The following is a 22,484-nucleotide window of genomic DNA, read 5'->3' as shown; positions in this document are numbered from 1 at the left end:
AGCGGACGAGGGGGACGGGATGGCGGAGTCGGGGCATGCGAGCCCGCGAAGAGTGGTGATCACCGGTCTCGGTGTGGTCTCCAGTATCGGTATGGGCGTCGATGAGTTCCGGCGGGGACTGCGCGCCGGAAGCAGCGGGGCCAAGCCGATCACGGTGTTCGACGTCGAGGGGTTCGACCACGCGAACGGCTGTGAGGTGGAGGACTTCGACCCCGAGCGGTGGATACGCCACCTCGCGGTCGAGCAGCTCGGCCGGGCGACGCAGTACTCGGTCGCCGCGGCCCGGATGGCGATCGAGGACGCGAGGGTCTCCATCGCGGACTGGCGGTCGCTGCCGGGTCTGATCTCCATCGGGACCACCGACGGTGAATCGAGGGACCTGGACCACCTGGTCGAGGCCGAGATCACCCACGGTTCCGAGCACATGCCGCCCGAACTCGCCCGCCGCGTTCCGGCCGGCCGTCTGTCGGCGGCCATCGCGCAGGAGCTGCAGCTCTCCGATGTGGAGGCGGTGACGATTCCGACCGCCTGCGCGGCCGGCAACTACGCCCTGGGCTACGGCTATGACGCCGTCCGCTCCGGGGACGCGGAGTACGCCTTGTGCGGCGGCGCCGATGCGATGTGCCGCAAGACCTTCTCCGGTTTCTACCGGCTGGGCACCATCGCGCCGGACCGGTGCCGGCCGTTCGACGTCGACCGCAAGGGCATCCTCACCGGTGAGGGCGCCGGGGTGCTGGTCCTGGAGAGCCTGGAGTCCGCGCTGGCCCGTGGCGCCCGGATCTACGCCGAGGTGCTCGGGTACGGCCTGAACTGCGACGCCTACCACCAGGTGGCGCCGAACCAGGACAGCGTCGGCCGGTGCATGCAACTCGCCCTGGAGAACGCCGGGGTCAAGGCCGACCAGGTGGACCTCATCTCCGCCCACGGCACCGGCACCAAGGCCAACGACGTCACCGAGGCCCGCGCCATCCGCGAGGTCTTCGGCAGCCGTCCGCCCAGGACCATCTCGATGAAGTCGATGATCGGCCACACCATGGGCGCCGCCAGTGCGCTGTCGGCCATCGGCTGCGCCCTGGCGATCACCGAGAAGTTCATTCCGCCGACCATCAACCACACGACCACCGATCCCGAGTGCGATGTGGACTGCGTGCCCAATGTGGCCATCGAGGCGGAGCTGAAGGTCGTGCAGAACAACGGCCTGGCCTTCGGCGGCAACAACGCGGTGGTGCTGCTCGGCCGGTACGACGGGGTGCCGGCATGAGCTGGGCGGTGACCGGCATGGGGGCCGTGGCCGGAGTCGGCGGCGATGTCGACGAGCTCTTCCACAACCTGTGCGCGGGCCGCTCCGGGGTCGCCGAGCTGCGCGGCTTCGACCGCGCCCTGCACACGGCTCACCACGCGTACGAGGTGGACAACCGCCCCGCACCCGGGGTGGACGTCACCCGGCGGGCGACCGGGCTGCTGCTGGACGCGGTCGGCCAGGCGGTCCGCGACGCGGGCCTGGACGAGAGCGATCTGAGCGGGGTGCCGGTCCTGGTCGGCACCGGACTGCGCGAACTGCGCTCGGTGGAGCTGTGGCGCACCCAGGGCGCCGAATTCCCCGCCGCGGAGCTGCACTTCGGCACCGCGCTGCGCGAGGCGTTCCGGGCCGATGACACCCACACCCTGTCCAACGCGTGCTCGGCCGGGCTGTACGCCCTGGCGCTGGGTGTGGACCTGCTGGCGCAGGGGGCGGACACGGTGGTCGTGGCCGGGGTCGATGTGCTCACCGAGACCATGTACGGCCTGCTGGAGCGGGTGCAGCCGGTGCCCCCGACCCGGGTGCGGCCCTTCGACCGCGATCGGGACGGCGTCCTGATGGGCGAGGGCGCGGCGGCGGTCGTGCTCAGCCGGGTCCCCGGCGGCCGTCCGGTGCACGGCCTGGTCCGGGATGTCGCGGTCAACTGCGACGCCTTCCATGTGACGGCGCCGGACCCGGCCGGTATCGCCGAGGCGATCAGGGAGGCGCACTCCCGGGGCGGGGTGAAGCCCGCCGACATCGACCTGTTGATGGTGCACGGCACCGGGACGCTGCTCAACGACGAGGCGGAGGCGACCGCGCTCGCGGACGTCTTCGGCCCGGACCGGGACAAGCCCCTGGTGACCGCCACCAAGTCGATGACCGGGCACACCTCGGGCGCCTCCGGGCTGCTCAACCTGGTGGTCACCCTGCGCTGCCTCGCCGAGGGGCGGGTGCCGCCGACCGTGGGCCTGGACGACCCGGTGGACGAGGCGGAGGGATTCCGGTTCGTCACCGGCGAGGCGGCCCACCGGCCGTTGACCGTGGCGCAGTTGAACGCATTCGGCTTCGGCGGGATCAACGCCGTCGCGATCCTGGAGGCGGCTCGATGACCGTGGTGGTGAGCGGGGTCGGCGTGGTGCTGCCCCGCGCGAGGTCGGCACCGGAGCTGATGACACCGGTGGCCGAGGCCCCGCCGGTCGAGCCGAAGGACCTGGTCGGCCGGAAGGGCCTGCGCTACAAGGACCGGGCCACTCAACTCGCCTACTGCGCGGCCGATGCGGCCCTGCGCCACGCCGGTCTGCTGGACGACGGGGGCCTGCGGGTCCCCGGCGGGAGCGTCGCGGTGGTCGCGAGCTCCAACTACGGCAATCTCGACACCATCTGCCGGGCGATCGACACCATCGCCGAGCAGACGGCCGCCGCGGGCAGCGCCATGGACCTGCCGAACGCCTCGAGCAATGTCATCGCCTCCTCCGTCGCCATCCGCTTCGGACTGCGCGGCCCCAACCTGATGCTGTGCAACGGCGCCACCTCCGGGCTGGACGCCGTCCACTGGGCGGCCACCCTGATCCGCGGCGGCCGGGCCTCCCGGGCGCTGGTCCTCGGCGTCGAACCCGACAACGAGTCCGTGCGCGCCTTCACCGGCGGGGCGCGGACCATCGACGGGGCGGCGGCGCTGGTGGTGGAGAGCGAGGAATCGGCCGCCGAACGGGGAGCGAGCGCGCCGGCCGTGCTCGGCGACTACGTCCGGGGCGCCGGACTGGGCCGCACGCTGGAACGGCTGGCCGAGGCGACCGGTGACCGGCCGGCCCTGTGGCACCTGCCCGAACAGCGGGCGGCCGCCGTGCCGGACACCCTGCTGGAGGGCGTGGACCGGCACGATCTGGCCGAGGTCTTCGGCCTGGGCTCGGGTGCGCTGGGAGTGCTCCAGTGCGCCGCGGCCGTCGGCTGGTTCGCCCAGGGCGGCTCCGGCCCGGTGTACGCCACCGCGGGCACCGACGCCGACGACGCCAGCGCGGGTATCGCGCTGCACGGGCGGGCAGCGGCCTGATGTCGACCGGTGACCGCCTCGTGCGGGGACCCGCCCGGGAGGACGGCGGGCCCGTTGTGGAGTCCGCGCGGGGCGACAAGGACAGCCCCGTGGTCGTGACCCGGCGCGCCGCGGGCGACCCCGGGCGGGGCCGGGTGCTCTTCCTGCACGGGCTGTCCAACAGCAGCTCGGTGTGGGACGCCTGCGTCGAACAGGGCCGCCGGACCGGCGGCCCCGAGATGTGGGCCGCCGACCTGCCCTGGCGGGGCCGGAGCGTCGCCGGGTGGAGCGCCCGGGGCGATCTCGTGCCGTATATGGGCGACGCCCTGCGCGCGGTGCCGGGCGGCGCCGGTGTGGTGGTCGCCCACTCGATGGGCGCGAACGTCCTGATGGAGTTCCTGGCCCGCCGGATCGAGGAGGGCCGGGACCCGTTCACCGAGTTCGGCGTCCACGGCATGGTGCTGGTGGCCCCGTTCTACCGGCGCGCGGCCGAGGAGTTCGACTGGGCGAGCCTGGCGTACTCCGTGGACAACATGGCCCCGCTGATCGCCGAGGGCATCCGGGTGCACGCCGGGGACCGGGTCCCCGGGGAGACCCGCCGGCACCTGGCCGAACGCATCCGGGACTGGGTCGGCCCCTATGGCTGGATGCGGTTCTTCGAAATCTATCTGCGCACCCCCGCCCTGCGCCTGGGACGGTTCACCGTGCCGTGCCTCGTGCTCGCCGGCGCGGACGACTTCGCCGCGCCGCCGGCCGAGGGCCGCGCGCTCGCGGACGGCCTTCCCGACGCCGAGTTCCGCCTGCTGCCCGACTGCGGGCACTTCCTGATGATCGAGCGGGCGCGGCAGTTCGCCGCCCTGCTCGATCGCTTCGTCAGCACCTGTTCGGCCGTCCGTCCGCACGGCGGTCCCGGCCCCGGATTCCCATGGGAGCACGATCGATGACCACAGTGGCCGAAGGCGCCGTCAAGAGGCTGCTCGCCAGCGAGACGACCGCGTCGCTGCGCACCCGATACGAGGGCTCCAACATCTGCACCTGGATCGGGTTCAAGCACATCAACTACCTGGTCGAGGAGGCCATCCTCTGCCACTTCGCGGACGCGGACCTCCCGGCGCGGGCGCTGTACGCGGAAGCCGGCCTCGGGGTGGACATCGTCGACCTCGACACCCGGATCCTGCACGCCCTCTACATGGACGAGACGGTCCAGGCGCGGGTGGTGCCGACGGCCGGGGACGACGACTCCTTCATCTCCTTCACGGTGGCCCTGCACGCCGACCGGGACGGTGAGGACACCAAGGTGGTGGCCGCCAACGCCAAGGTGGTGCTGCGCTCGGACAGCTATGTCGAGGCGGCCGGTGAACCGCCCGCCGAGCTCGCCCGGTTCGTCACCGGCCGGCTGAGCACCCCCGGCGCCGTCGCCCCCGAGCCGCCGGAGCTGACCGGCGCCGACCTCACGGCCGTCACCACCTCGCTGTCGGCCGGCCGCGGCACCTCCGGCCCCGACCCGGTGCTCGACCTGCTGACCGCGGGGAAGAACGCGTTCGGCTGGAAGTGGCGGATCCCCTACCCGTACTGCCACTTCTCGGAGCGGCTCCAGATGTCGAGCTATCTGCGGCAGATGGAGGAGGTCGTGGACCTCTTCCTCGCCGACCGGGGCATCTCGGTGAAGACGCTGCTGGACGAGCGCCGGTGGATCCCCGCCTGCCCGCACTCCCGGATCCAGATCCTGGACGAGGCGCTGATGGAGGAGGACCTCTACACGGTCTACACCGTCGAGAACGTCTTCAAGGACTTCACCTACACCTCCCGCATGGACTGCTATGTGGTGCGCGACGGCCGGCTGGTGCCGACCGCGACCGGCAAGGTCACCCATGGCTACGCCCTGATCGAGAACCGGCGGGACTGGAACCTGATCACCTTCGACGAGCGCGTCTCCAAGGCGCTGCGCGGCGAGTCCTGACCGACGACGGCGACGAGCGACGGAGCAGACATGAGTGGCGGCACAGCTCTTGTGAATCGACCGGTCATCACGGCCTGGTCGGCGGTATCGCCCTTCGGGATCGGCCGTGCGGCCTTCACCGAGGGGATCAGGGAGCGCCGGCCCGCGGCGGCCCCGCTCGATGACGAGCGGTGGCAGGCGGCCGGGGACCGCGCCTGTCTGGTGCCCGACTTCGACCTGCGCACGGTGCTCGGGAAGAAGGGGGTCCGCTCGATGGACCGGGTGACCGGCCTCGCGGTCACCACCGTCGCCCGGCTGCTCGACGACGCGCCGCGCAACCGGTGGGTGGCCACCGGCGAGGACGCCGCCCTCGTCCTGGGCACCACCACCGGCAGTGTGCAGAGCCAGATGGACTTCACCCGGGACTCGCTCACCGGGGAGAAGCCGTATCTGGTGGACCCGGCGCGCTTTCCCAACGCCGTGATGAACTGCGCCGCGGGGCAGAGCGCGATCTGGCACCAGCTCAAGGGGCCGAACACCACGATCGCCGGTGGCCACGCGGCGGGGCTGTACGCCCTCAACTACGCGCGCCGGTTGCTCACCTTCGGCCGGGCCAGGACCGTACTGTGCGGCGCGGTCGAGGAGTTCTCGCACGCCCGCTCCTGGCTGGAGCGCCACGCCCACCAGCCGGGCACCGAGGGGCCCGCGCAACTGCCCGGTGAGGGCTGCGGACTGCTGCTGGTGGAGCAGCGCGGCCCCGACGCGCGGGGCGACGCCGAGCAGCCGGTGCTGGCGGAGATCCTCGCGGTGGAGATGGGCATCGCCCTGGACGGCGGGGTCCGCCCCGCGCTGGCGGCCTGTCTGCGCCGGGCCCTGGACCGTGCGGAGGTGCACCCGGAGGAGATCTGGGCGGTCTCCACCAGCGAGGCGCCCGGCCCGTCCGGGGAGCAGGAGCGGGCCGCCGTGGCGGAGGCCGCCGAGGGGGCGGACCTGGTCCACCTCACCCAGGCCGCGCTCATCGGGGACACCGGCGCCGCGGCGGCGGCGTTCCAGATCGCCGGGGTGCTGGTGCACGCCGAGACCAACCCCGAGGCCGCCGGCCGGGTGGCGCTGGTGACCTCCGTCGACCGTGACGGCGCGGTCGGCTGCGCCCTGCTGCGTCTGGCCGGGCCGCGATGACCGGGACCGCCGGGATCATCGGGACCACCGGAACGCCGGACACCCGGCCGTGCAGTCCGGTCGCCGCGCGGGTGGAGGTCGTCCGTCCGGCCGCCGCCGACGACCGGGGCAAGGTGCGTGCGGCGACGGCCGTCACGGTGGGCGAGGACGAGGCGGTCTTCCCCGGGCACTACCCGGGCTTCCCCATCTTCCCCGGGGTCTGCGTGATCGAGTGCGTGCACCTCAGCGGTCTGCGCACCCCTCCGCCGGGCTCGGCCGGTCTGGAGCTGGTGGCCGTGGAGAGCACGCGGTTCCTCAGCCCGGTCTTCCCGGGCGACCGGCTGGCGGTGGACCTGGTGTGGACCGGCGGGTCCGGGGCGTGGAAGTGCGCCGCCAAGGTGGCCACCGAGCGCGGGCCCGCCGCGCAGGTCAGACTGCGGTTCACGGCCGAGGAGGCGTGATGATCGGCCAGTTGGAGATCAGAAAGGTGCTGCCGCACCGGTTCCCGATGCTGCTGCTGGACCGGGTGACCGAGGTGGTCCCGGGGGAGCGGGTGACCGCCGTGAAGGCCGTGACCTGCAATGAGCCCTGGTACCAGGGGCTCGGACCGGACGCGCCGGCGGAGGCCTACGCCTATCCGCGGGTGCTGCTGCTGGAGTCCTGGTGCCAGTCGGCCGGGCTGCTGGCCACCTGGGAGTCACCGGACCCCGATGTGCTCGAGGGCCAGGTCATGCTCTTCGGCAGCGTGTCCGGCGTCGAGTACCACCGGCCGGTGCTGCCGGGGGACGTACTGGAACACCGGGCGTCCATCACCCGGGTGGTGGACGACACCGTGATCATCGAGGGCGGTTCCACGGTGGCCGGTGAGCCCGCTGTGACCGTCGGTCTCGCGGTGCTGGCCTTCCGCCCGGCGGCGGAGCTGCGGCCCGGCGACCCGGCCCCCGCCCTCGCCTGACCCCTGGCAACAGACCTCCGGTCCCCTGCGGCCGGCCGAAATCGCTTTGGAGAACCAATGGCAGAGAACGCATCCCGGGTGGCGCTGATCACCGGCGGTTCACGGGGAATCGGCCGGGCCACGGTGGTGCGTCTGGCGCGGGACGGCTTCGATGTCGCCTTCTGCTACCAGTCGAACGAGGCGGCCGCCCTGGAGCTGGAGAAGGAGGTCACGGAGACCGGGGCCCGGGTGCTCAGCCGCAAGCTCGACGTCCGTGACGCCGAGGCGGTGCGTGCGCTGGTCGCCGAGACCGAGCAGACCCTCGGCCCGATAGACGCGGCCGTGACCGCCGCCGGGATCACCCGTGACAATCCCCTGCTGCTGATGAAGGACGACGAATGGCACGACGTGCTGGACGTCAACCTCGACGGGGTCTACCACGTCTGCCGCTCCGTGGTGTTCGGCATGATGAAGCGGAAGAGCGGGGTGATCGTCAACATCTCCTCGGTCGCCGGTGTGCACGGCAACGCCACCCAGTCCAACTACTCGGCCTCCAAGGCCGGGATCATCGGCTTCTCCCGGGCCCTGGCCAAGGAGGTCGGACGGTACGGAATCCGCGCCAATGTCGTCGCCCCGGGGTTCATCGACACCGATATGACGTCCGTGCTCACCGGCCAGGTGAAGGACAAGGCACTGGAGTCGGTGCCGCTCGGGCGGCTGGGGCGGGCCGATGAGGTCGCCGACCTCGTGTCGTACCTCGTCTCGGACCGTGCGGCCTATGTCACGGGCTCCGTCGTCCAGATCGACGGCGGCATCACCATCTAGCATCGCCCCGAACCCAGGAGGTTCCGTTGGCCGTCAAGCCACCGCGCTGGTATTTCTCACTCCGCAGCCCCTATTCCTGGCTCGCCTACCGTGAACTCACCGAGAACGCCCCCGATGTGGCGGACGCGATCGAATGGCGCCCGTACTGGGAGCCGGACGAGGTGAGCGAGGGCATGCTGGCCGACGCCGGGATCCACCTTCCGTATGTCGCGATGTCGAAGGAGAAGCACTTCTACATCCTGCAGGACGTCAAGCGGGCGGCCATCGAGCGCGGCCTGCGGATGGTCTGGCCGATCGACACCGCTCCCAACTGGGACGTCTCCCATCTCGCCTATCTGGTCGCCGAGGACGCCGGCCGCGGGCGGGACTTCATCGACGCCGTGTACCGGGCCCGCTGGGAGAACGGCATCGACATCTCGGAGCGCGCCACCATGGCCGCGATCGGCCATGAACTGGACCTGGACCCCGACGCGTTGGCCGGTGCGGCCGACGATCCGGAGATCCGCCGGCGGGGCATCGAGGCGCTGCGGGCGGTGGACCGCGACGGAGTGTTCGGAGTGCCGTTCTTCATCCACCGGCACGACAAGTTCTGGGGGCTGGACCGGCTCTCGGGATTCGTCGCGAGCGTCCGTGCCAAGACTCGGACCGTCGTCGAACAGCGGGAGAACGACCGCGGGATCGAGCCCGCCCTGCTCGTCCCGGCCGGTGACGCCGGGCACGCCGGTGGCTGCGGCTGACCGGACGTACGCAGAACGACCCTCATAGACCATCGTCGACCCGATAGACCTGTCAGAAAGGCGATCACGCCATGAGCAACCCCTTCGAGGACGAGAACGGCAGCTACTACGTGCTGGTCAACGACGAGCAGCAGCACTCGCTGTGGCCGGCCTTCGCGGAGGTACCCGCGGGCTGGACCGTCGTCCACGGCCAGGACAACCGCCAGGCGTGCCTGGACTACATCAACGAGAACTGGACCGACATGCGGCCCAAGAGCCTGATCGAGGCGATGGGCTGACGCACGCCACGTCCTCCCGTGCCACGGGGCCCGACATCCTGACGTCGGGCCCCGTGGTGTGTGTCCGGCAGGTTGCCGCGTGACATCCGGGCAGCCGCGGTCCGAGAAGGACGATCCGGACTAGTGTTGACACCCTCTTCATCGCACACGGGGGAACGTGCCATGACCTGGCTGGCCACCACCAGCATCGACGACCTGTCCTTCGGGCTGCTGATCGTGCTGATCGCGGTGTCGTCGCTGGGCGTCTTCGTCTTCGGCGTCTCGGCGATCTCCGGCCGGCTGCTCGGCATCCGGGTGGGCCCGCTGCGCGCCCTCGGCGCCGGTCTGGTCGGGCTGGGCGCGATGCTCGCCTTCAAGCCGACCATGCACGACCAGCAGAGCATGGGCGTGCTGTACGGGGTCCAGGTCGGGGTGTCCGTCCTTGCCGCGATGGCCGCCCTGGTGCTGGCCGAGGTCTTTCTGCCGCGCGGCAGCTGGGCCATACCCATGCGGCTGTGGCGCGCGATGCGCAGCCGGCTGCGGCGCACCCGCCGCTATTCGCAGATCAGCCGGATCTTCATGCGCCACGGCCTGAGCCGTCCGCTGCGCAGTCGGCACAGTCTGGAACGGGCCCTGCGGCCGGGCGAGTTCGGCGAGCGGATGGCCAGGGGGCTGCGGCTGGCGCTGGAGGAGTGCGGCGGGGCCTTCATCAAACTCGGCCAGCTGCTGTCCACCCGGCGCGATCTGCTGCCCCCGCACTTCATCGACGAACTCAGCCGTCTGCAGAGCGATGTGCCGCCCGCGCCGTGGGGGGACGTGGCGGCGCTGCTGCGTGAGGAGCTGGGCAGGCCGGTGGACGACGCCTTCGAGTGGATCGAGCAGATCCCGCTCGCCGCCGCCTCCATCGCCCAGGTCCACCGCGCCAAGCTGAGCGGGGGCCCGGTGGTCGTGGTCAAGGTCCAGCGCCCGGGGATCCGCGAGCGGGTCGAGCGCGACCTGGACATCGTCGTCGCGATCACCCGCAGCCTCCAGCAGCGGTCCCGGTCCTCCCACGCCATGGGGCTGCGGGATCTGGGCGACGGCTTCTCCAAGTCGGTGCGGGAGGAGCTGGACTTCCGGATTGAGGCCAACAACGCCGCGGTGGTGGCGGAGTCCTGCGACGGGTACGAGGCGGACGCCCCGGTGCGCGTGCCCCGGGTGTACGAGGAGTTCACCACGGCCAGGGTGCTGGTCCAGGAGTGGCTGGAGGGGGTCACCTTCGACCGTGCGGCGGCCGTCGCGGACCGCAAGGGGCTGGACCGCCGCCAGATAGCCCGGACCGCCTTCGCCTCCATGCTCCACCAGATTCTGCGGGCCGGGGTCTTCCACGCCGATCCGCATCCGGGCAATGTGCTGCTGCTCGACGACGGGCGGATCGGCCTGCTGGACTTCGGCTCGGTGGGCCGTATCGACCCGTCCGTGCGCCATGCCCTGCAGGAGATGCTGGTGGCCGTGGACCGCGGCGACCGGGCCGGGCTGCACGACGCGCTGATGGCCCTGCTCGGCACGAGGGCCACCAGGAGCGAGGACCTCATGCTCAACTCGCTGCTGCTGGAGCGTGAGCTGGGGCAGTTCATGGCCCAGCACCTGGGGGTGGGGGCGCGGCCGGACACCGAGATGTTCACCGCGCTGTTCCAGCTTCTCGCCCGGTTCGGACTGGCCGTGCCGCCGGAGGTGGCCGCCGTCTTCCGGGCCCTGGCGACCATCGAGGGCACCCTGGGCCGGGTCAGCCCCGACTTCAACATGATCGAGGAGGCCCGGGCGATCGCCGTGGACCTCCTCACCGACCGGCTGCGGTTCCGCGCCACGGGCAAGGGGAGCGAGGAGGAGGGCGCGGGGATAGCGTCCGGGTTCTCGTCCCTGGCGCGGGGCGCGGCCCATGAGTTCCTGTCCGCGCTGCCGATGCTGCGGCGGCTGCCCCGGAGGGCGGAGCGGATCGGCGCGTCGCTGGAGGAGGGGCGGTTCACGGTCCGGGTGCGGGTGCTCGCCGACGAGCGGGAGCGGCGCTTTGTCTCCGGGCTGATCCACCAGTTGACGGTCACGCTGCTGGCGGCCTGCACGGGGCTGATGGGGGTGGTCCTGGTGGTGTTCGGCACCGGGCGCGGGCCCCAGGTCACCGCGGAGGTGGAGCTGTTCCCGCTGCTCGGCTATCAGGTGCTCGCGGTCAGCGCGATCCTCATGCTGCGCGCCCTCTACACGGCGATACGCCGGCCCAACACCCACGACACGTTCTAGCGCCCGGGGCGCGTCCGGGGCCGGGGCGAATCCGGCTCGAGGCGGTACGCGACACCCGGCGGGCACCTCCGTGGACCGGCTCCTGGGCGGAGCCGGTCCGGATTCCTCAGGCCTCGCCGACCAGCAGGGGCTTTTCCCGCATGGTCCAGCCGTTGGCGTCCAGCACCCGCCGTACGCCCGCGACGGAGGTCGACTCCACGAGGAGTTCGACCAGGCCGCTCGGCTGGTCGAGGGAGTGCTCGATGCGCACGTCCTCGATGTTGACCCCGGCCTCCCCGACGGTGGAGAACAGCCGGGCCAGCGCTCCTGGCTGGTCCGGGACGGCCACCGGGATCGCCACGTACTCGGCGGGCTGCGAACGCTGTTTGTGCGGTACGCGGGCGTGGCCCCGATTGCCGCGCCGCAGCAGCTCCTGGAGATCGGCGGCGGCCTGCCGGCGCGCCTCGGACTCCGTGCCGGGCAGCGCCCGCAGGACGGCGATCAGCCGCTCCAGGTCCTTGGCGAAGCCGTCGAGGACGTCGGCCACCGCGTCGGCGTTCGCGGTCAGGATGTCGCTCCACAGGGCGGGTTCGCCCGCCGCGATGCGGGTGACGTCCCGTAGCCCCTGTCCCGACACCCGGATGTGCTCGGCCTCGGCGTGCTCCAGCCGGGCCGCCATCATCGAGGCGACCAGATGCGGGGCGTGCGAGGTCAGGGCGACGGCGCGGTCGTGGGCGTCGGTGTCCATCAGGACGGGGACACCACCGCACAGCGAGACCAGCTCCAGCCCCCGGTTGAGGGCCGAGCGGTCGGTGAGGGGCGAGGGGGTCAGCACCCAGGGGCGGCCCTCGAAGAGGTCGGCGCGGGCCGCGAGCGGACCGGAGCGCTCGGCGCCGGCCAGCGGATGTCCGCCGATGTAGCGGGACGGATCGCCGCCGGCCGCGCGGACCTCCTCGTGCGGCCGCACCTTGACGCTGGCCACATCGGTGTAGGTGTGTGCCAGCCCGTCCCGCTGACAGCGGGCGAGCACGGTGCCGATGCTCGCGGGCGGCACCGCCAGGACGGCGAGGTCCACCTGCCCGGCGGGCATCTCCAGCGAACCGGCCCCCAGGGCCTCGGCGGTCCTGGCGGCCGTGGTGTCGGCGTCGTCCAGGTACACCAGGACGCCCCGGCGGCTCAGGGCGAGGGCGATGGACGTGCCGATCAGCCCGGTTCCGACGACGACGGCGGTTCTCATGTGTCACGTCCCGGTGTGGGTCCGGTGGCGCCGGAGCGCTCGATCTCCGCCCGGAGGAAGACGGCGAACCGCCCGATGCCCTCCTCGATCTCCGCGGGGCTCAGATAGCTGAAGGAGAGCCGGATCGACCGTTCGCCGCCGGGGCCCGGGTAGAAGTAGGCCATCGGGGTCCAGATGACGCCGTAATCCTCGGCCGAGCGCAGCAGCGCGGCGTTGTCGGCGGGGAACGGCACCCGGACGGTGAGGAAGAAGCCGCCGCTGGGCCGGTTCCAGCCGATGCCGAGCCGGTCGCGGACGTCTTCGGGGAAGTGGCGGTCCAGTTGCTCCAGGGTGACGCGGAGCGCCTCGCCGTAGTGCTTGGCGGGCACCGCGTTGCGTTCGGTGAGCCGGCCGCCGCAGGCCAGCAGGGCACCGGCGACGGCCGCCTGGCTCAGCGCCGGGGTGTTCACCGTCACCATGCTCTTGATCTTGGCGAGTTCGTCGGCGAGCAGTGTCTCGGCCCCCGACGGATCCCGCACGGGCTGGTCCGCGACGACGAATCCGACGCGGGCGCTGGGGAAGACCGACTTCGAGTACGACCCGAGGTGGATCACCCGTCGCGCATGGTCCATCGACTTCAGGGTGGGCAGCTGGACGCCGGGGCTGACCAGCCGGTACGGGCTGTCCTCGAGGATGAGCAGATCGTGCCGGGCGGCCAGCTCCAGCAACTCCTCGCGGGCACGCCGGGACATGGTGTTGCCCGACGGGTTCGAATGGTCCGGCACCACGTAGAAGGCGCGCGGGCGGCGGCCCCGGGCCCGCTCGGCGAGGACGGCGGCCTCCACATCGGCCACGTCAAGACCGTCGGCCCGCTCCTCGACGGGGTGCACGGGCACCTGCAGCAGACTGGCGGCTCCGGTGATGCCCACGTAGCAGGGGCTGGCGACCAGCAGGACGTCCGCGGGGTCCGCGAAGAGCGCGCGCAGGGTCAGCAGCATCCCCTCCTGGGCACCCACCGTCACCACGATCGCCTCCGGCGAGGCGTCGATGCCCTCGTCGGCGCGGAGCGAGTCGCGGATCAGTCCGCGGATCTGGCCCGCGGTCGGGCCGTACTGGTACAGCGCGGTGCGGATGGCGTGGTCCGAGGCGCCGTCCGCGGCCAGGTGGTCGAGGTAGCGGCGGATGTGATCGAGGATCTCGTCCTTGTCGAAGAACTCCTCGTACGGCCTTCCGGGGGCGAAGGAGACCACGTCCGGGAAGCGGCCGGTGATCTCGTTCAGGAAGTTCATGGTGTCCAGCACCGGGTCGGACACGCTGCGGTGCAGGTCCTGCTTGCGCAGCCCGGTCGCAATGGTGTTCCCGGGCACGGCCGGCAGCGCCGTGTCCGGCACGCCGCGGTGCGGAGCCTCCCCGGTCAGCAGCGAGGCGTCCGCGTCGGCGACGGTGGCGGTGCCGGTCAGCGTCATGGCCTCCGACAGCTCATCGAGGACCAGGTCCAGGACGCCCGCCGCGCCGTCGCCGCCCGCCACGGCCAGCCCGTGCAGCACCGGGCGGCCCAGCAGCACGGCGTCCGCCCCCAGGGCGAGAGCGCCGAGGACGTCCCGGCCGCGGCGGACGCCGCCGTCCAGGAGCAGGGGGCAGCGGCCGTCCACGGCCGCTGCGATCGGGGCGAGCACGTCCAGGGTGGCCGGTGCCCCGTCCAGCTGCCGTCCGCCGTGGTTGGAGACCACGATGCCGTCCACGCCGGCGTCGATCGCGCGCCGGGCGTCCTCGGCGGTCATGACGCCCTTGACCAGTACGGGCAGTTGGCTGACCGAGCGCAGCCAGGCGATGACCGACCAGTCGAGCGAGGGGTCGAGGCCGGTGCGGCCGTGCTCGGACGGGGACGAGTAATCGGCCTGGTCCGCGGGCAGGTTGGCGGGCACGATATGCGGCGGCAGCCGGAAGTCGTTGCGCAGGTCGCGCAGCCGGCGGCCGAGCTGCGGGGTGTCGACGGTCAGGATCAGGGCCTCGAAGCCCGCGGCCGCCGCGTGCTCGATGAGCCGCCGGGTCGTGTCGCGGTCGCGGAAGCAGTAGACCTGGAGCCACAGGGGCGAGGTGGCGGCCGCGGCGATCTCCGCAAAGGTCCGCCCGGCGAAGGTGCTCACCACGAGCGGGAGGCCGGCCGCGCCCGCGGCCCGCGCGGTGGCCGTTTCGCCCTCGGGGTGCATCAGCGTGTGGTAGGCCATGGGCGCCACGGCCACCGGCGCCCCCCACCGGCGTCCCAGGATCGTGGTGGACGGGTCGCATTCACCCGTCCCGGTCAGGACCCGGGGGCTCAGCCGGATACGGTCGAACGCCGCCAGGTTGGCGGCGAGCGTCCGTTCCTCCCCGGCCCCGCCCTCGACGAAGTCCCAGACCGCCGGGTCCAGTCGGGTGCGCGCCCGCTCGGCGTACTCCTCGAGGGACAGCGGCGGCCGGGAGCCGCCGGAGGGGGCCGTGCGGCCGGTCACGAGTTGGCCGCCCGGGCGCGCTCGACGGCCTCGTACAGCGCGCGGATGTTGGAGCTTCCGAAGCCCTGGGCCCCGTGGCGCTGGATGAGTTCGAAGAACAGGGTGCGCCGCTCGTAGGGCGAGCGGGTGAAGAGCTGCAGCAGGTAGCCCCACTCGTCGCGGTCGGCGAGCACATTGGTCTTGCGCAGATCGGCGATCGCCTCGTCGAGGTTGTCGATCCGCTCGGCGAGGGCGTCGTAGTAGGTGCCGGGCGTCTGCAGGAACTCGACGCCCCGGCTCTCGAATTCGAGAACGGCCGGGATGATCTCGTCCACGAGGAACGCCAGGTGCTGCACCCCCGGGCCGCCGTTGCGCTCCAGGAATTCGTCGATCTGGCCCGGCTTCTTGGTGCTGTCGGGCTCGATGATGGTGAAGGTGATCCCGGCCGAGGGGCTGCGCACCACGATGGAGTCCATGGCCTGCTCGCCGACGGCGACGTATTCGCTGGAGTACTCCTCGAAGCCGAATCCGTCGATGTAGTAGCGGACCGTGTCGTGCAGGGTGCCGGCCTCCAGGCAGACCGCGATGTGGTCGAGCAGCCGCAGTTCGGTCGTGGTGCCGTCCTGGGCGGGGCGCTCCGGCGAGGCGATCCAGTCCCGGCCCGGGGGCAGCGCGTGCGGGCGGCCCGCGGAGCGCTTGAGGAGGGTGTGGCGGACGGCGCCGAAGCCGGAGACGGCGGGACCGGCCGGGTTGCCGGAGGTCAAATCGCGGGCCCCGGCGGCCAGGGCGCCCTCCCGGGCCGCGAGGGGGTCCTCGCAGGCGAAGGCGATGTCGGCGATGCCGTCACCGTGCGCCGCCAGGAAGTCGGCCGTGCCCGCTCCCGAGGTGATGACGAGCTGGATGTCCTTCTGGCGGAGGAGTATCGAATCCAGCGCTCCGGTCCGGCACCGGGCCTTTTCCTGGAAACCCATGCTGGACACGAAATAGTCCGTGGTTTTCCGCTGATCGCTGGTGTAGATCTCGATGTACTCGACGTCATACGCGGTCACGATGCTCCCCATCCGACGATTGCCTCGCCACACGTGTGTGTGCAACTCGTGGAATCGCACGCTACCGGCCCGGGGGAGCGTCGCCATGGGCCGCCAAGAATTCTTCTATAGCCGGAAAGACGCGGGTGCGGCATTTTTACGGAAGGCGGCGGAGAGCGGACCGCCAAGAAGGCCCGCCGACCGCGTCAATCGCCTCTTTTCGGGCGGTCGGCGATGATCGCGAAGGCGGTCGGCGGACCCTGGCAACGGCTTATTCGATTCTCTTCATTTGAACGCTTTGCGGCGCACCGTGTATGCGGGGGACTGACAGGATCATGGCATGGGGCTCCCCGCGCCCGGCTCCTCCCGCGGAGGCAATCCGACAAGCCGTCGGGTGGAGCCCCCCTTCGCTCTCTCCTCCGTCCGGATGACCGCCGGGAAACCCTCCGCGGGAGCTCGATAGAAATTCTTGAAGTGCGCCGGGGAAGCGCGGAAAACACTGCTATCAACGGGTCGGAGACGTCGTTCACCCACTGCGTCCGCGACATGCGTCCCGGGCCGATCGAGAGGACCCGACACATGGCCGAGGAGACCAGCCGGATGCCGGAGCTGCTGGGTGAGGACTTCATCCGCGACCCGTACCCGGTGTACGCCCGGCTCCGCGAGCAGGCGCCGGTGGCGCGGGTGGTGCTCGGCGGGGCACCGATGTGGCTGGTGCTCCGCCATGAGGCGGCGCGGGCCGCGCTGACCGATCCGAACCTGCACAAGGACCCCGAGCGCTGTGCCCGGCTGGCCGCCAGGCACGCGGGCGTCGACCCCGTCGAGCAGCCCGCCGCGAAGTCGCCCGGCCGGCGGATGCTGGTGGAGCACATGCTGGGCATGGACCCGCCCCACCACACCCGGCTGCGCAAGCTGGTGGCCAAGGCGTTCACCGCACGGCAGATCCAGGCGCTCCGGCCGCGGATCGAGCACACGGTCGGCGCGCTGCTCGACGACATCGCCGGGCAGGGCGAGGTGGATCTGCTGAAGGTGTTCGCCTTCCCGCTGCCGCTCACCGTGATCTCCGAGATGATCGGCGTGCCCGAGGCCGACCAGGCCGCCTTCGGAGCCTGGTCCAACGCGCTGACCGTGGCCGTCCAGCCGCAGGAGATGCACCGCATCGCCGACGAGATGGCGGAGTACCTCACCGGGCTGATCGCCGCCAAGCGGGCCGCCCCGGCCGACGACCTGATCAGCGGGCTGATCCAGGCGCGGGACGACGAGGACCGGCTCAGCGAGAACGAGCTGGTGTCGATGGTCTTCCAGCTCCTGGTGGCCGGATACGAGACGACCGCGCATCTGATCGGCAACGGGATGCTCGCCCTGCTGCGCCACCCCGACCAGCTCGCCGACCTGCGCGCGGACCGGTCGCTGCTGCGGGGCGCGGTCGAGGAGTTCTGCCGCTACGACAATTCGCTGCACCTGAACACGCTCTCGGTGACCACGGAACCGGTGGAGATCGCCGGTGTCCGCGTCCCGGCCGACGAGTTCGTCATCGTCTCGCTCGGCTCGGCCAACCACGACCCCGAACGCTTCGAGGACCCCGAGCGGTTCGACATCCGCCGGGAGGCCGGCGGCCATCTGGCCTTCGGCCATGGCATCCACCACTGCATGGGCGCGCCCCTCGCACGACTGCAGACCGAGATCGCCGTCGGCGCGCTCCTCGACCGTTTCGCGCGAATCGAACTGGCCGTGGCGCCGAAGGAGTTGCGCCGCGAGATGAACCTGACCCGGGGGCTGGAGTCACTGCCCGTCCGGCTCGGCTGAGCGAGACGGACCGGACCGGCGTACCGGCCGATGAAGAGGAGTCTGATGGATATCGCAATCTCCGCGGCTGGTCTGCGGAAGCGCTACGGCGACAACGAGGTGCTGGGCGGCATCGACCTGTCCGTCGAGGCGGGCACGGTCTACGGGCTCCTGGGCCCCAACGGCGCCGGCAAGACGACCACGGTGCGGATACTGTCGACGCTGATCGAGCCCGATGAGGGCACCGCGACCGTGGCGGGCCACGACGTGCTGAGCCAGGCCCACGAGGTGCGCCGCAACATCGGGCTGACGGGTCAGTACGCCGCGCTGGACGGCGAGTTGACCGGCCGCGAGAACCTGGTGCTGATGGGCACGCTGCTGCACCTGGGCCGCAAGCGGGCCCGGTCCCGCGCCGATGAGGTGCTGGAGATGTTCGACCTCACCGGCGCCGCCGACCGGGTCGTCAAGACCTACTCGGGCGGTATGCGCCGCAGGCTGGACCTGGGTGCCAGCCTGATCGGGAGCCCACCGGTGATCTTCCTGGACGAGCCGTCCACGGGGCTGGACCCGGTCAGCCGGAACGCGCTGTGGGACATGGTGCGCAAACAGGTCGCGGACGGGGTCACCGTGCTGCTGACCACCCAGTACCTGGAGGAGGCCGACCAGCTCGCCCATCGCATCGCCCTGATCGACAAGGGGCTGGTGGCGGCGGAGGGCACGCCCGACGAGCTGAAGAAGAAGGTCGGCGGCGAGCGGCTGGAGATCACCGTACGGACCACCGAGATGGTGGAGACCGCCCGGGCCGCGCTGGCCCGGATCTCCGCACGGGGCTCGGCCCCGCCGGTCGTCGACGAGAGCGGGATGCGGGTGTCGGTCGCGCTGGAGACCGGTATCGCCGGTGTCTCCGCGGCGGCGTCGGAGCTCCAGGGGGCCTCGGTGGAGGTGGTCGACTTCCTCGTTCGGCGCCCCTCGCTGGACGACGTGTTCCTGGAGCTGACCGGAGCCGGACCCGAGGCCGAACTGGAGACGACGAGCCGATGACCACCTATGTCCTGAGCGACGCGCTCGCCCTGGCGGGCCGCCACATACGGCATCTGAAGCGGGCACCGCAGCGGATCCTCAGCATCACCCTGATGCCGATCATGTTCGTGTTCCTCTTCGGCTACCTCTTCGGCAGTTCGATGAACGTGCCGGAGGGCGACTACCACGAGTACATCATGGCGGGCATCTTCACCCAGATGATGCTGGCCGGCGTCATCAACACCGGTGTGGGGGTGGCCGAGGACCTCTCCAACGGCCTGGTGGACCGGTTCCGTTCGCTGCCCATGGGCAAGGGCTCGGTGCTGCTCGGCCGGACCCTCTCCGATGTGGTGCTCAACGCGATCTCCTGTCTCGCGATGCTCTCCGTCGGCCTGCTCATCGGCTGGCGCATCCACGGCGGGCCGCTCAAGGCCCTCGCCGGCTTCGGTCTTCTGCTGCTGCTCGGCTACGCCACGGCGTGGCTCGGCTCGCTCATCGGGCTGCTGCTGCGCGATCCCCAGGCGGTCAACTCGGTGGCCATGGTGATCACCATGCCGCTCACCTTCCTGTCGGCGACCTTCTACCCGGCCCAGAACCTGCCGGGCTGGGTGCGTCCGGTGGCCGAGTGGAACCCGGTGACCACCCTGACCACCGGGATGCGCGAGCTGTGGGGGAACCCCACGGGGAACGGCGCCGACCCGGCGTTCCCGCTGCGGCATCCGGTGGCGGCCTCGCTGATCATGGTGGTGGTCCTGCTGGCCGTCGTGGTCCCGCTGGCCAACCGGGCCTACGAGCGGGCCGCCGCACGCTGACCCGCGGCCGTAGGACACCGAGAAGCCGAAGCCCGGACGACCGAGCGGTCGTCCGGGCTTCGGCCTGCCCCCGCCGGGGGAGCGCCGCCGGGTCAGCTCCCCAGATGCGCACGCCAGGTGTCATGGAGGCGGGCCAGGTGCTCGAAGCCGCCGACCACCACATCGGTCGGCACCCCGAAGTCCACCAGACAGGCGACCTCGTCCACCCCCGCGTCCCCCAGTTGCTTGAGCATCGCCATGCAGTCGTCGACGGTGCCGAACATCCCGCTGGTCTCGAAGTACCGGTCGAACGCCTGGGCCACGAGGAACTGACGGTCCTCCGGGCCCATGCTCTTCAGCTCCCGGGACATGTCCGCGCCCTGGGCGCCCGCCGCCTCGGCCGCCTTGATCAGCAGGTCGAAGGAGCTGGCCAGGTAGCGGGAGAACGGCTCGCGCACGGTCTCCCGCACGGCGTCGCGGTCGGTGCCGACGAAGGTGTGCACCATCAGGGCCACATGCCCCTGCCCGGCCGAGGCGCTGTGGTGCTCCCGGTACGCCCGGCGGTACTCGGCGATGCGCTGCGCGAGGACGTCGACCTCCTGGCCGAGCAGATGGGTCAGCATGCCCATCCCGTTCTCACCGGCCAGGGTGAACGTCGCCGGGGTGCCACCGCTGGTCAGCCACATCGGCAGTTCGGGCTGGACGGGCGGCGGGAACATGGTCAGCTCCACCGTCTCGCCCGCCCCGTCGGTCAGGGACACGCTCTCCCGCTTCCAGAGCCGGCGGATGGTGTCGACCGTCTCCATCAGCCCGGACTTGCGGGTCTCGTAGTTCTCCGGGCGGAGCGCGAAGTCCGCGGCGTGCCAACCCGAGGCGAGTGCCACCCCGGCCCGGCCGCCCGACAGGTTGTCGACGACCGACCACTCCTCGGCGATCCGCATCGGGTGGTGCAGCGGCGCCACGACGCTTCCGGCGCGCACCGCGACCCGTTTGGTGACCGCCGCCACCGCGGCGCCGGTCACCGAGGGGTTCGGGTAGAGCCCGCCGAACGGATGGAAGTGGCGCTCGGGGGTCCACACCGCGGTGAAGCCGTTGTCATCGGCGAACCGGGCACCGTCCAGCAGCAGCCGATAGCGGTCGCGCTCCTCGGTGTCGTTGTTGGCGAAGTAGAACAGGCTGAAATCCATGAGTCCTCCGGAAAGCGAAAGAAAAGCGCCCGGGGCGCGCTGACGGCGGGTCCCGGGCGGTGTCGCTGCTGTGTGCCGTTTCAGAAACGCACCGGCAGGTCGATCATCGGGCGGACCATCAGTCCGGGCCGATAACGCACCTCCGAGGGGTGCACGGCCAGCCGGATGCCGGGAAAGCGTTCATAGACCCGTCGAATCGCCAACTCGGTGAGCGCCTTGGACATATGGGAGCCCAGGCAGTAGTGGATTCCATATCCGAAGCTCACATGCGCGGGCTTGGGGCGGGTGATGTCCAGCTCCGCGGCACGGTCGGCGAAGGCGTGCGGATCGTGGTTGGCCCCGGCCAGCGAAATGATGATGATCTCGTCCTTGGGGATCTTCACCCCGCACAGTTCGACCGGCTCCAGCGTGACCCGCTGCAGGGAGTTGATCAGCGGGCTGGTGAACCGCAGCAGCTCCTCGACCGCGTTGGGCAGCAGACTCCAGTCGGCCCGGATCTTGTCGGCCTCGCCGGTATGGGTGAGCAGCGCCGCGAAGGAGCCGTTGAGCAGGCTGGTCGTGGTGTCGTTGCCGCCGGTCATCAGGGCGAACGCGGTGGACAGCGCCTCCGCGGCGGTCAGCCGCTTGTCCTCGTCGGCGTGGACCAGCGCGGAGATCAGATCGTCCTGCGGGGTCCGCTGTTTGGTGGCGATCAGCGCCTTGAGGTAGTCCGACAACTGCCGGGTGTGCTCCGCGATGATGCCCGTCGGATCGCTGGCGTCCACCCGGCGCAGCGTGTTCGTCCACACCAGGAACCGCGGCCAGTCGGCGTCGGGCACGCCCATCAGCTGCGCGATGGTGATGATCGGAAGTGGTTCGTTGAGCCCGGAGACCAGGTCCCGGTTGTCCGTCCGGACCATCTCGTCGAGCAGGTCGTCGACCACCTTCTCCCAGCCGTCGCGCAGCCCCCTGACCCGCTTGGGGGTGAAGGCGAAGGTGAGCGCCTTGCGCAGCGGGGTGTGGCGCGGCGGATCGGAGTTGGCCAGGTGGTTGCTGATCTCGTCGGCGGGCTTGATCTCCTGGCCGAGCTGCTTGCCCAGCGCGGCGTAGAGCTTGCCGATGTCCCGGCCGAGCCGGGGGTCGGAGAGCGCGTCGCGGACGTCGTCGTAGCGGCTCACCACCCAGGCCCGCACCCCGTCCGGGGTCTCCACCCGGCACACCGGCTGTTCCGCGCGCAGCTGGGCGAGGAAGGGATAGGGGTCCTGTGTGTACTCGTCGCTGAACATCCAGTAGCGGGACAGCGTGCCGGTGTTGGTCACCAGTACTCCCTGAAGTCGCGGTGCGGGTGGCGGGCCCGCGGGCGCTTGACGGCACGCGGCCGAACCGATGACAGCACGGCCGGACCGGGTCGGTCAGCGGCAGTGCGAATTCTTCGAAGTGGGCCGCTGGAGCGCCACGCGCCGCGCAAAACGAAGTTTTTGCAGCGCCGTTGTCGGGCGGACCGGCCGGAGATGAGACTCGGCGATCCAGGCTGGTGGCAGGCGACCGAGCCCTTTTGTCGGCGACCCCGGAATGACGAGTGGAGATTTCCAT

The 22,484-nt window shown here is 71.3% G+C and carries 20 protein-coding genes; 15 read left to right on the top strand and 5 right to left on the bottom strand.

The window, feature by feature from the left end:
* The first annotated feature begins 19 nt into the window (after window positions 1–19).
* From BLV72_RS14715 to BLV72_RS14660, 12 genes are all read left to right on the top strand, one after another.
* On the top strand, window positions 20–1,261 hold the full coding sequence (locus tag BLV72_RS14715) for a beta-ketoacyl-[acyl-carrier-protein] synthase family protein (RefSeq protein ID WP_059142764.1): 1,242 nt from the start codon (window positions 20–22) through the stop codon (window positions 1,259–1,261).
* On the top strand, window positions 1,258–2,391 hold the full coding sequence (locus BLV72_RS14710; RefSeq protein WP_093462753.1) for a beta-ketoacyl-[acyl-carrier-protein] synthase family protein: 1,134 nt from the start codon (window positions 1,258–1,260) through the stop codon (window positions 2,389–2,391). The genes BLV72_RS14715 and BLV72_RS14710 overlap by 4 nt, the downstream gene beginning before the upstream one ends.
* Window positions 2,388–3,332 (top strand): beta-ketoacyl synthase N-terminal-like domain-containing protein, encoded by a 945-nt coding sequence (locus BLV72_RS14705; protein ID WP_093462752.1) that lies wholly within the window; start codon window positions 2,388–2,390, stop codon window positions 3,330–3,332. The genes BLV72_RS14710 and BLV72_RS14705 overlap by 4 nt, the downstream gene beginning before the upstream one ends.
* A complete protein-coding gene (locus tag BLV72_RS14700; protein ID WP_093462750.1) occupies window positions 3,332–4,255 on the top strand; it encodes an alpha/beta fold hydrolase in 924 nt (307 codons plus the stop codon). Before BLV72_RS14705 ends, BLV72_RS14700 begins: the two co-directional genes overlap by 1 nt.
* Window positions 4,252–5,271: a hypothetical protein gene (locus BLV72_RS14695; protein ID WP_093462749.1), complete on the top strand. Its 1,020-nt coding sequence runs from the start codon at window positions 4,252–4,254 to the stop codon at window positions 5,269–5,271. Before BLV72_RS14700 ends, BLV72_RS14695 begins: the two co-directional genes overlap by 4 nt.
* Before the next feature lie 30 nt (window positions 5,272–5,301).
* The gene (locus tag BLV72_RS14690; protein WP_093462747.1) at window positions 5,302–6,429 is read left to right on the top strand and encodes a beta-ketoacyl synthase N-terminal-like domain-containing protein; all 1,128 of its coding nucleotides are present in this window, start codon (window positions 5,302–5,304) and stop codon (window positions 6,427–6,429) included.
* Window positions 6,426–6,869, top strand: a complete 444-nt coding sequence (locus BLV72_RS14685; RefSeq protein ID WP_244320766.1) for a 3-hydroxyacyl-ACP dehydratase FabZ family protein — start codon at window positions 6,426–6,428, stop codon at window positions 6,867–6,869. Before BLV72_RS14690 ends, BLV72_RS14685 begins: the two co-directional genes overlap by 4 nt.
* The gene (locus tag BLV72_RS14680; RefSeq protein WP_093462745.1) at window positions 6,869–7,363 is read left to right on the top strand and encodes a 3-hydroxyacyl-ACP dehydratase FabZ family protein; all 495 of its coding nucleotides are present in this window, start codon (window positions 6,869–6,871) and stop codon (window positions 7,361–7,363) included. Before BLV72_RS14685 ends, BLV72_RS14680 begins: the two co-directional genes overlap by 1 nt.
* 57 nt (window positions 7,364–7,420) lie before the next feature.
* On the top strand, window positions 7,421–8,167 hold the full coding sequence (gene fabG / locus BLV72_RS14675) for a 3-oxoacyl-[acyl-carrier-protein] reductase (RefSeq protein ID WP_086710106.1): 747 nt from the start codon (window positions 7,421–7,423) through the stop codon (window positions 8,165–8,167).
* A 26-nt stretch (window positions 8,168–8,193) separates the two neighbouring features.
* Window positions 8,194–8,904: a 2-hydroxychromene-2-carboxylate isomerase gene (locus BLV72_RS14670; protein ID WP_093462744.1), complete on the top strand. Its 711-nt coding sequence runs from the start codon at window positions 8,194–8,196 to the stop codon at window positions 8,902–8,904.
* A gap of 71 nt (window positions 8,905–8,975) precedes the next feature.
* A complete protein-coding gene (locus tag BLV72_RS14665; RefSeq protein WP_044573519.1) occupies window positions 8,976–9,182 on the top strand; it encodes an MbtH family protein in 207 nt (68 codons plus the stop codon).
* Window positions 9,183–9,344: 162 nt separating this feature from the next.
* Entirely contained in the window at window positions 9,345–11,435 is a 2,091-nt protein-coding gene (locus tag BLV72_RS14660; RefSeq protein ID WP_093462742.1) for an ABC1 kinase family protein, read from the top strand.
* A 106-nt stretch (window positions 11,436–11,541) separates the two neighbouring features.
* Here the strand turns inward: BLV72_RS14660 and BLV72_RS14655 are convergent, their stop codons facing one another.
* Genes BLV72_RS14655 through hppD form a run of 3 tightly spaced genes read right to left on the bottom strand, consistent with a single transcriptional unit; the run spans window position 11,542 to window position 16,150 of the window.
* Window positions 11,542–12,651 (bottom strand): prephenate dehydrogenase, encoded by a 1,110-nt coding sequence (locus BLV72_RS14655; protein WP_093462741.1) that lies wholly within the window; start codon window positions 12,649–12,651, stop codon window positions 11,542–11,544.
* The gene (locus BLV72_RS14650) at window positions 12,648–15,122 is read right to left on the bottom strand and encodes an aminotransferase class I/II-fold pyridoxal phosphate-dependent enzyme (protein ID WP_093462739.1); all 2,475 of its coding nucleotides are present in this window, start codon (window positions 15,120–15,122) and stop codon (window positions 12,648–12,650) included. Before BLV72_RS14650 ends, BLV72_RS14655 begins: the two co-directional genes overlap by 4 nt.
* On the bottom strand, window positions 15,119–16,150 hold the full coding sequence (gene hppD / locus BLV72_RS14645) for a 4-hydroxyphenylpyruvate dioxygenase (protein ID WP_167746355.1): 1,032 nt from the start codon (window positions 16,148–16,150) through the stop codon (window positions 15,119–15,121). The genes BLV72_RS14650 and hppD overlap by 4 nt, the downstream gene beginning before the upstream one ends.
* Before the next feature lie 558 nt (window positions 16,151–16,708).
* Here hppD and BLV72_RS14640 point away from each other — a divergent pair.
* Genes BLV72_RS14640 through BLV72_RS14630 form a run of 3 tightly spaced genes read left to right on the top strand, consistent with a single transcriptional unit; the run spans window position 16,709 to window position 19,746 of the window.
* A complete protein-coding gene (locus tag BLV72_RS14640; RefSeq protein ID WP_093462736.1) occupies window positions 16,709–17,935 on the top strand; it encodes a cytochrome P450 family protein in 1,227 nt (408 codons plus the stop codon).
* 45 nt (window positions 17,936–17,980) lie between these two features.
* Window positions 17,981–18,955 carry an ATP-binding cassette domain-containing protein gene (locus tag BLV72_RS14635; RefSeq protein ID WP_093462735.1) on the top strand — a complete coding sequence of 325 codons (975 nt, stop codon included), beginning with the start codon at window positions 17,981–17,983 and terminating at the stop codon, window positions 18,953–18,955.
* Complete coding sequence (locus BLV72_RS14630) at window positions 18,952–19,746, top strand: ABC transporter permease (protein ID WP_059142749.1); 795 nt, start codon at window positions 18,952–18,954, stop codon at window positions 19,744–19,746. Before BLV72_RS14635 ends, BLV72_RS14630 begins: the two co-directional genes overlap by 4 nt.
* Window positions 19,747–19,838: 92 nt before the next feature.
* On the opposite strand, the gene BLV72_RS14625 is transcribed toward BLV72_RS14630, so the two are convergent.
* Window positions 19,839–20,912: a MupA/Atu3671 family FMN-dependent luciferase-like monooxygenase gene (locus BLV72_RS14625; protein WP_093462733.1), complete on the bottom strand. Its 1,074-nt coding sequence runs from the start codon at window positions 20,910–20,912 to the stop codon at window positions 19,839–19,841.
* An 80-nt stretch (window positions 20,913–20,992) separates the two neighbouring features.
* A complete protein-coding gene (locus tag BLV72_RS14620; RefSeq protein WP_093462731.1) occupies window positions 20,993–22,210 on the bottom strand; it encodes a cytochrome P450 family protein in 1,218 nt (405 codons plus the stop codon).
* Window positions 22,211–22,484: the final 274 nt, after the last annotated feature.

The sequence above is a fragment of the Streptomyces melanosporofaciens genome (assembly GCF_900105695.1).
GTDB lineage: Bacteria > Actinomycetota > Actinomycetes > Streptomycetales > Streptomycetaceae > Streptomyces > Streptomyces antimycoticus.
Note: the sequence above shows the minus strand (reverse complement) of the source record. Positions and strands in the feature narration are given on the sequence as shown.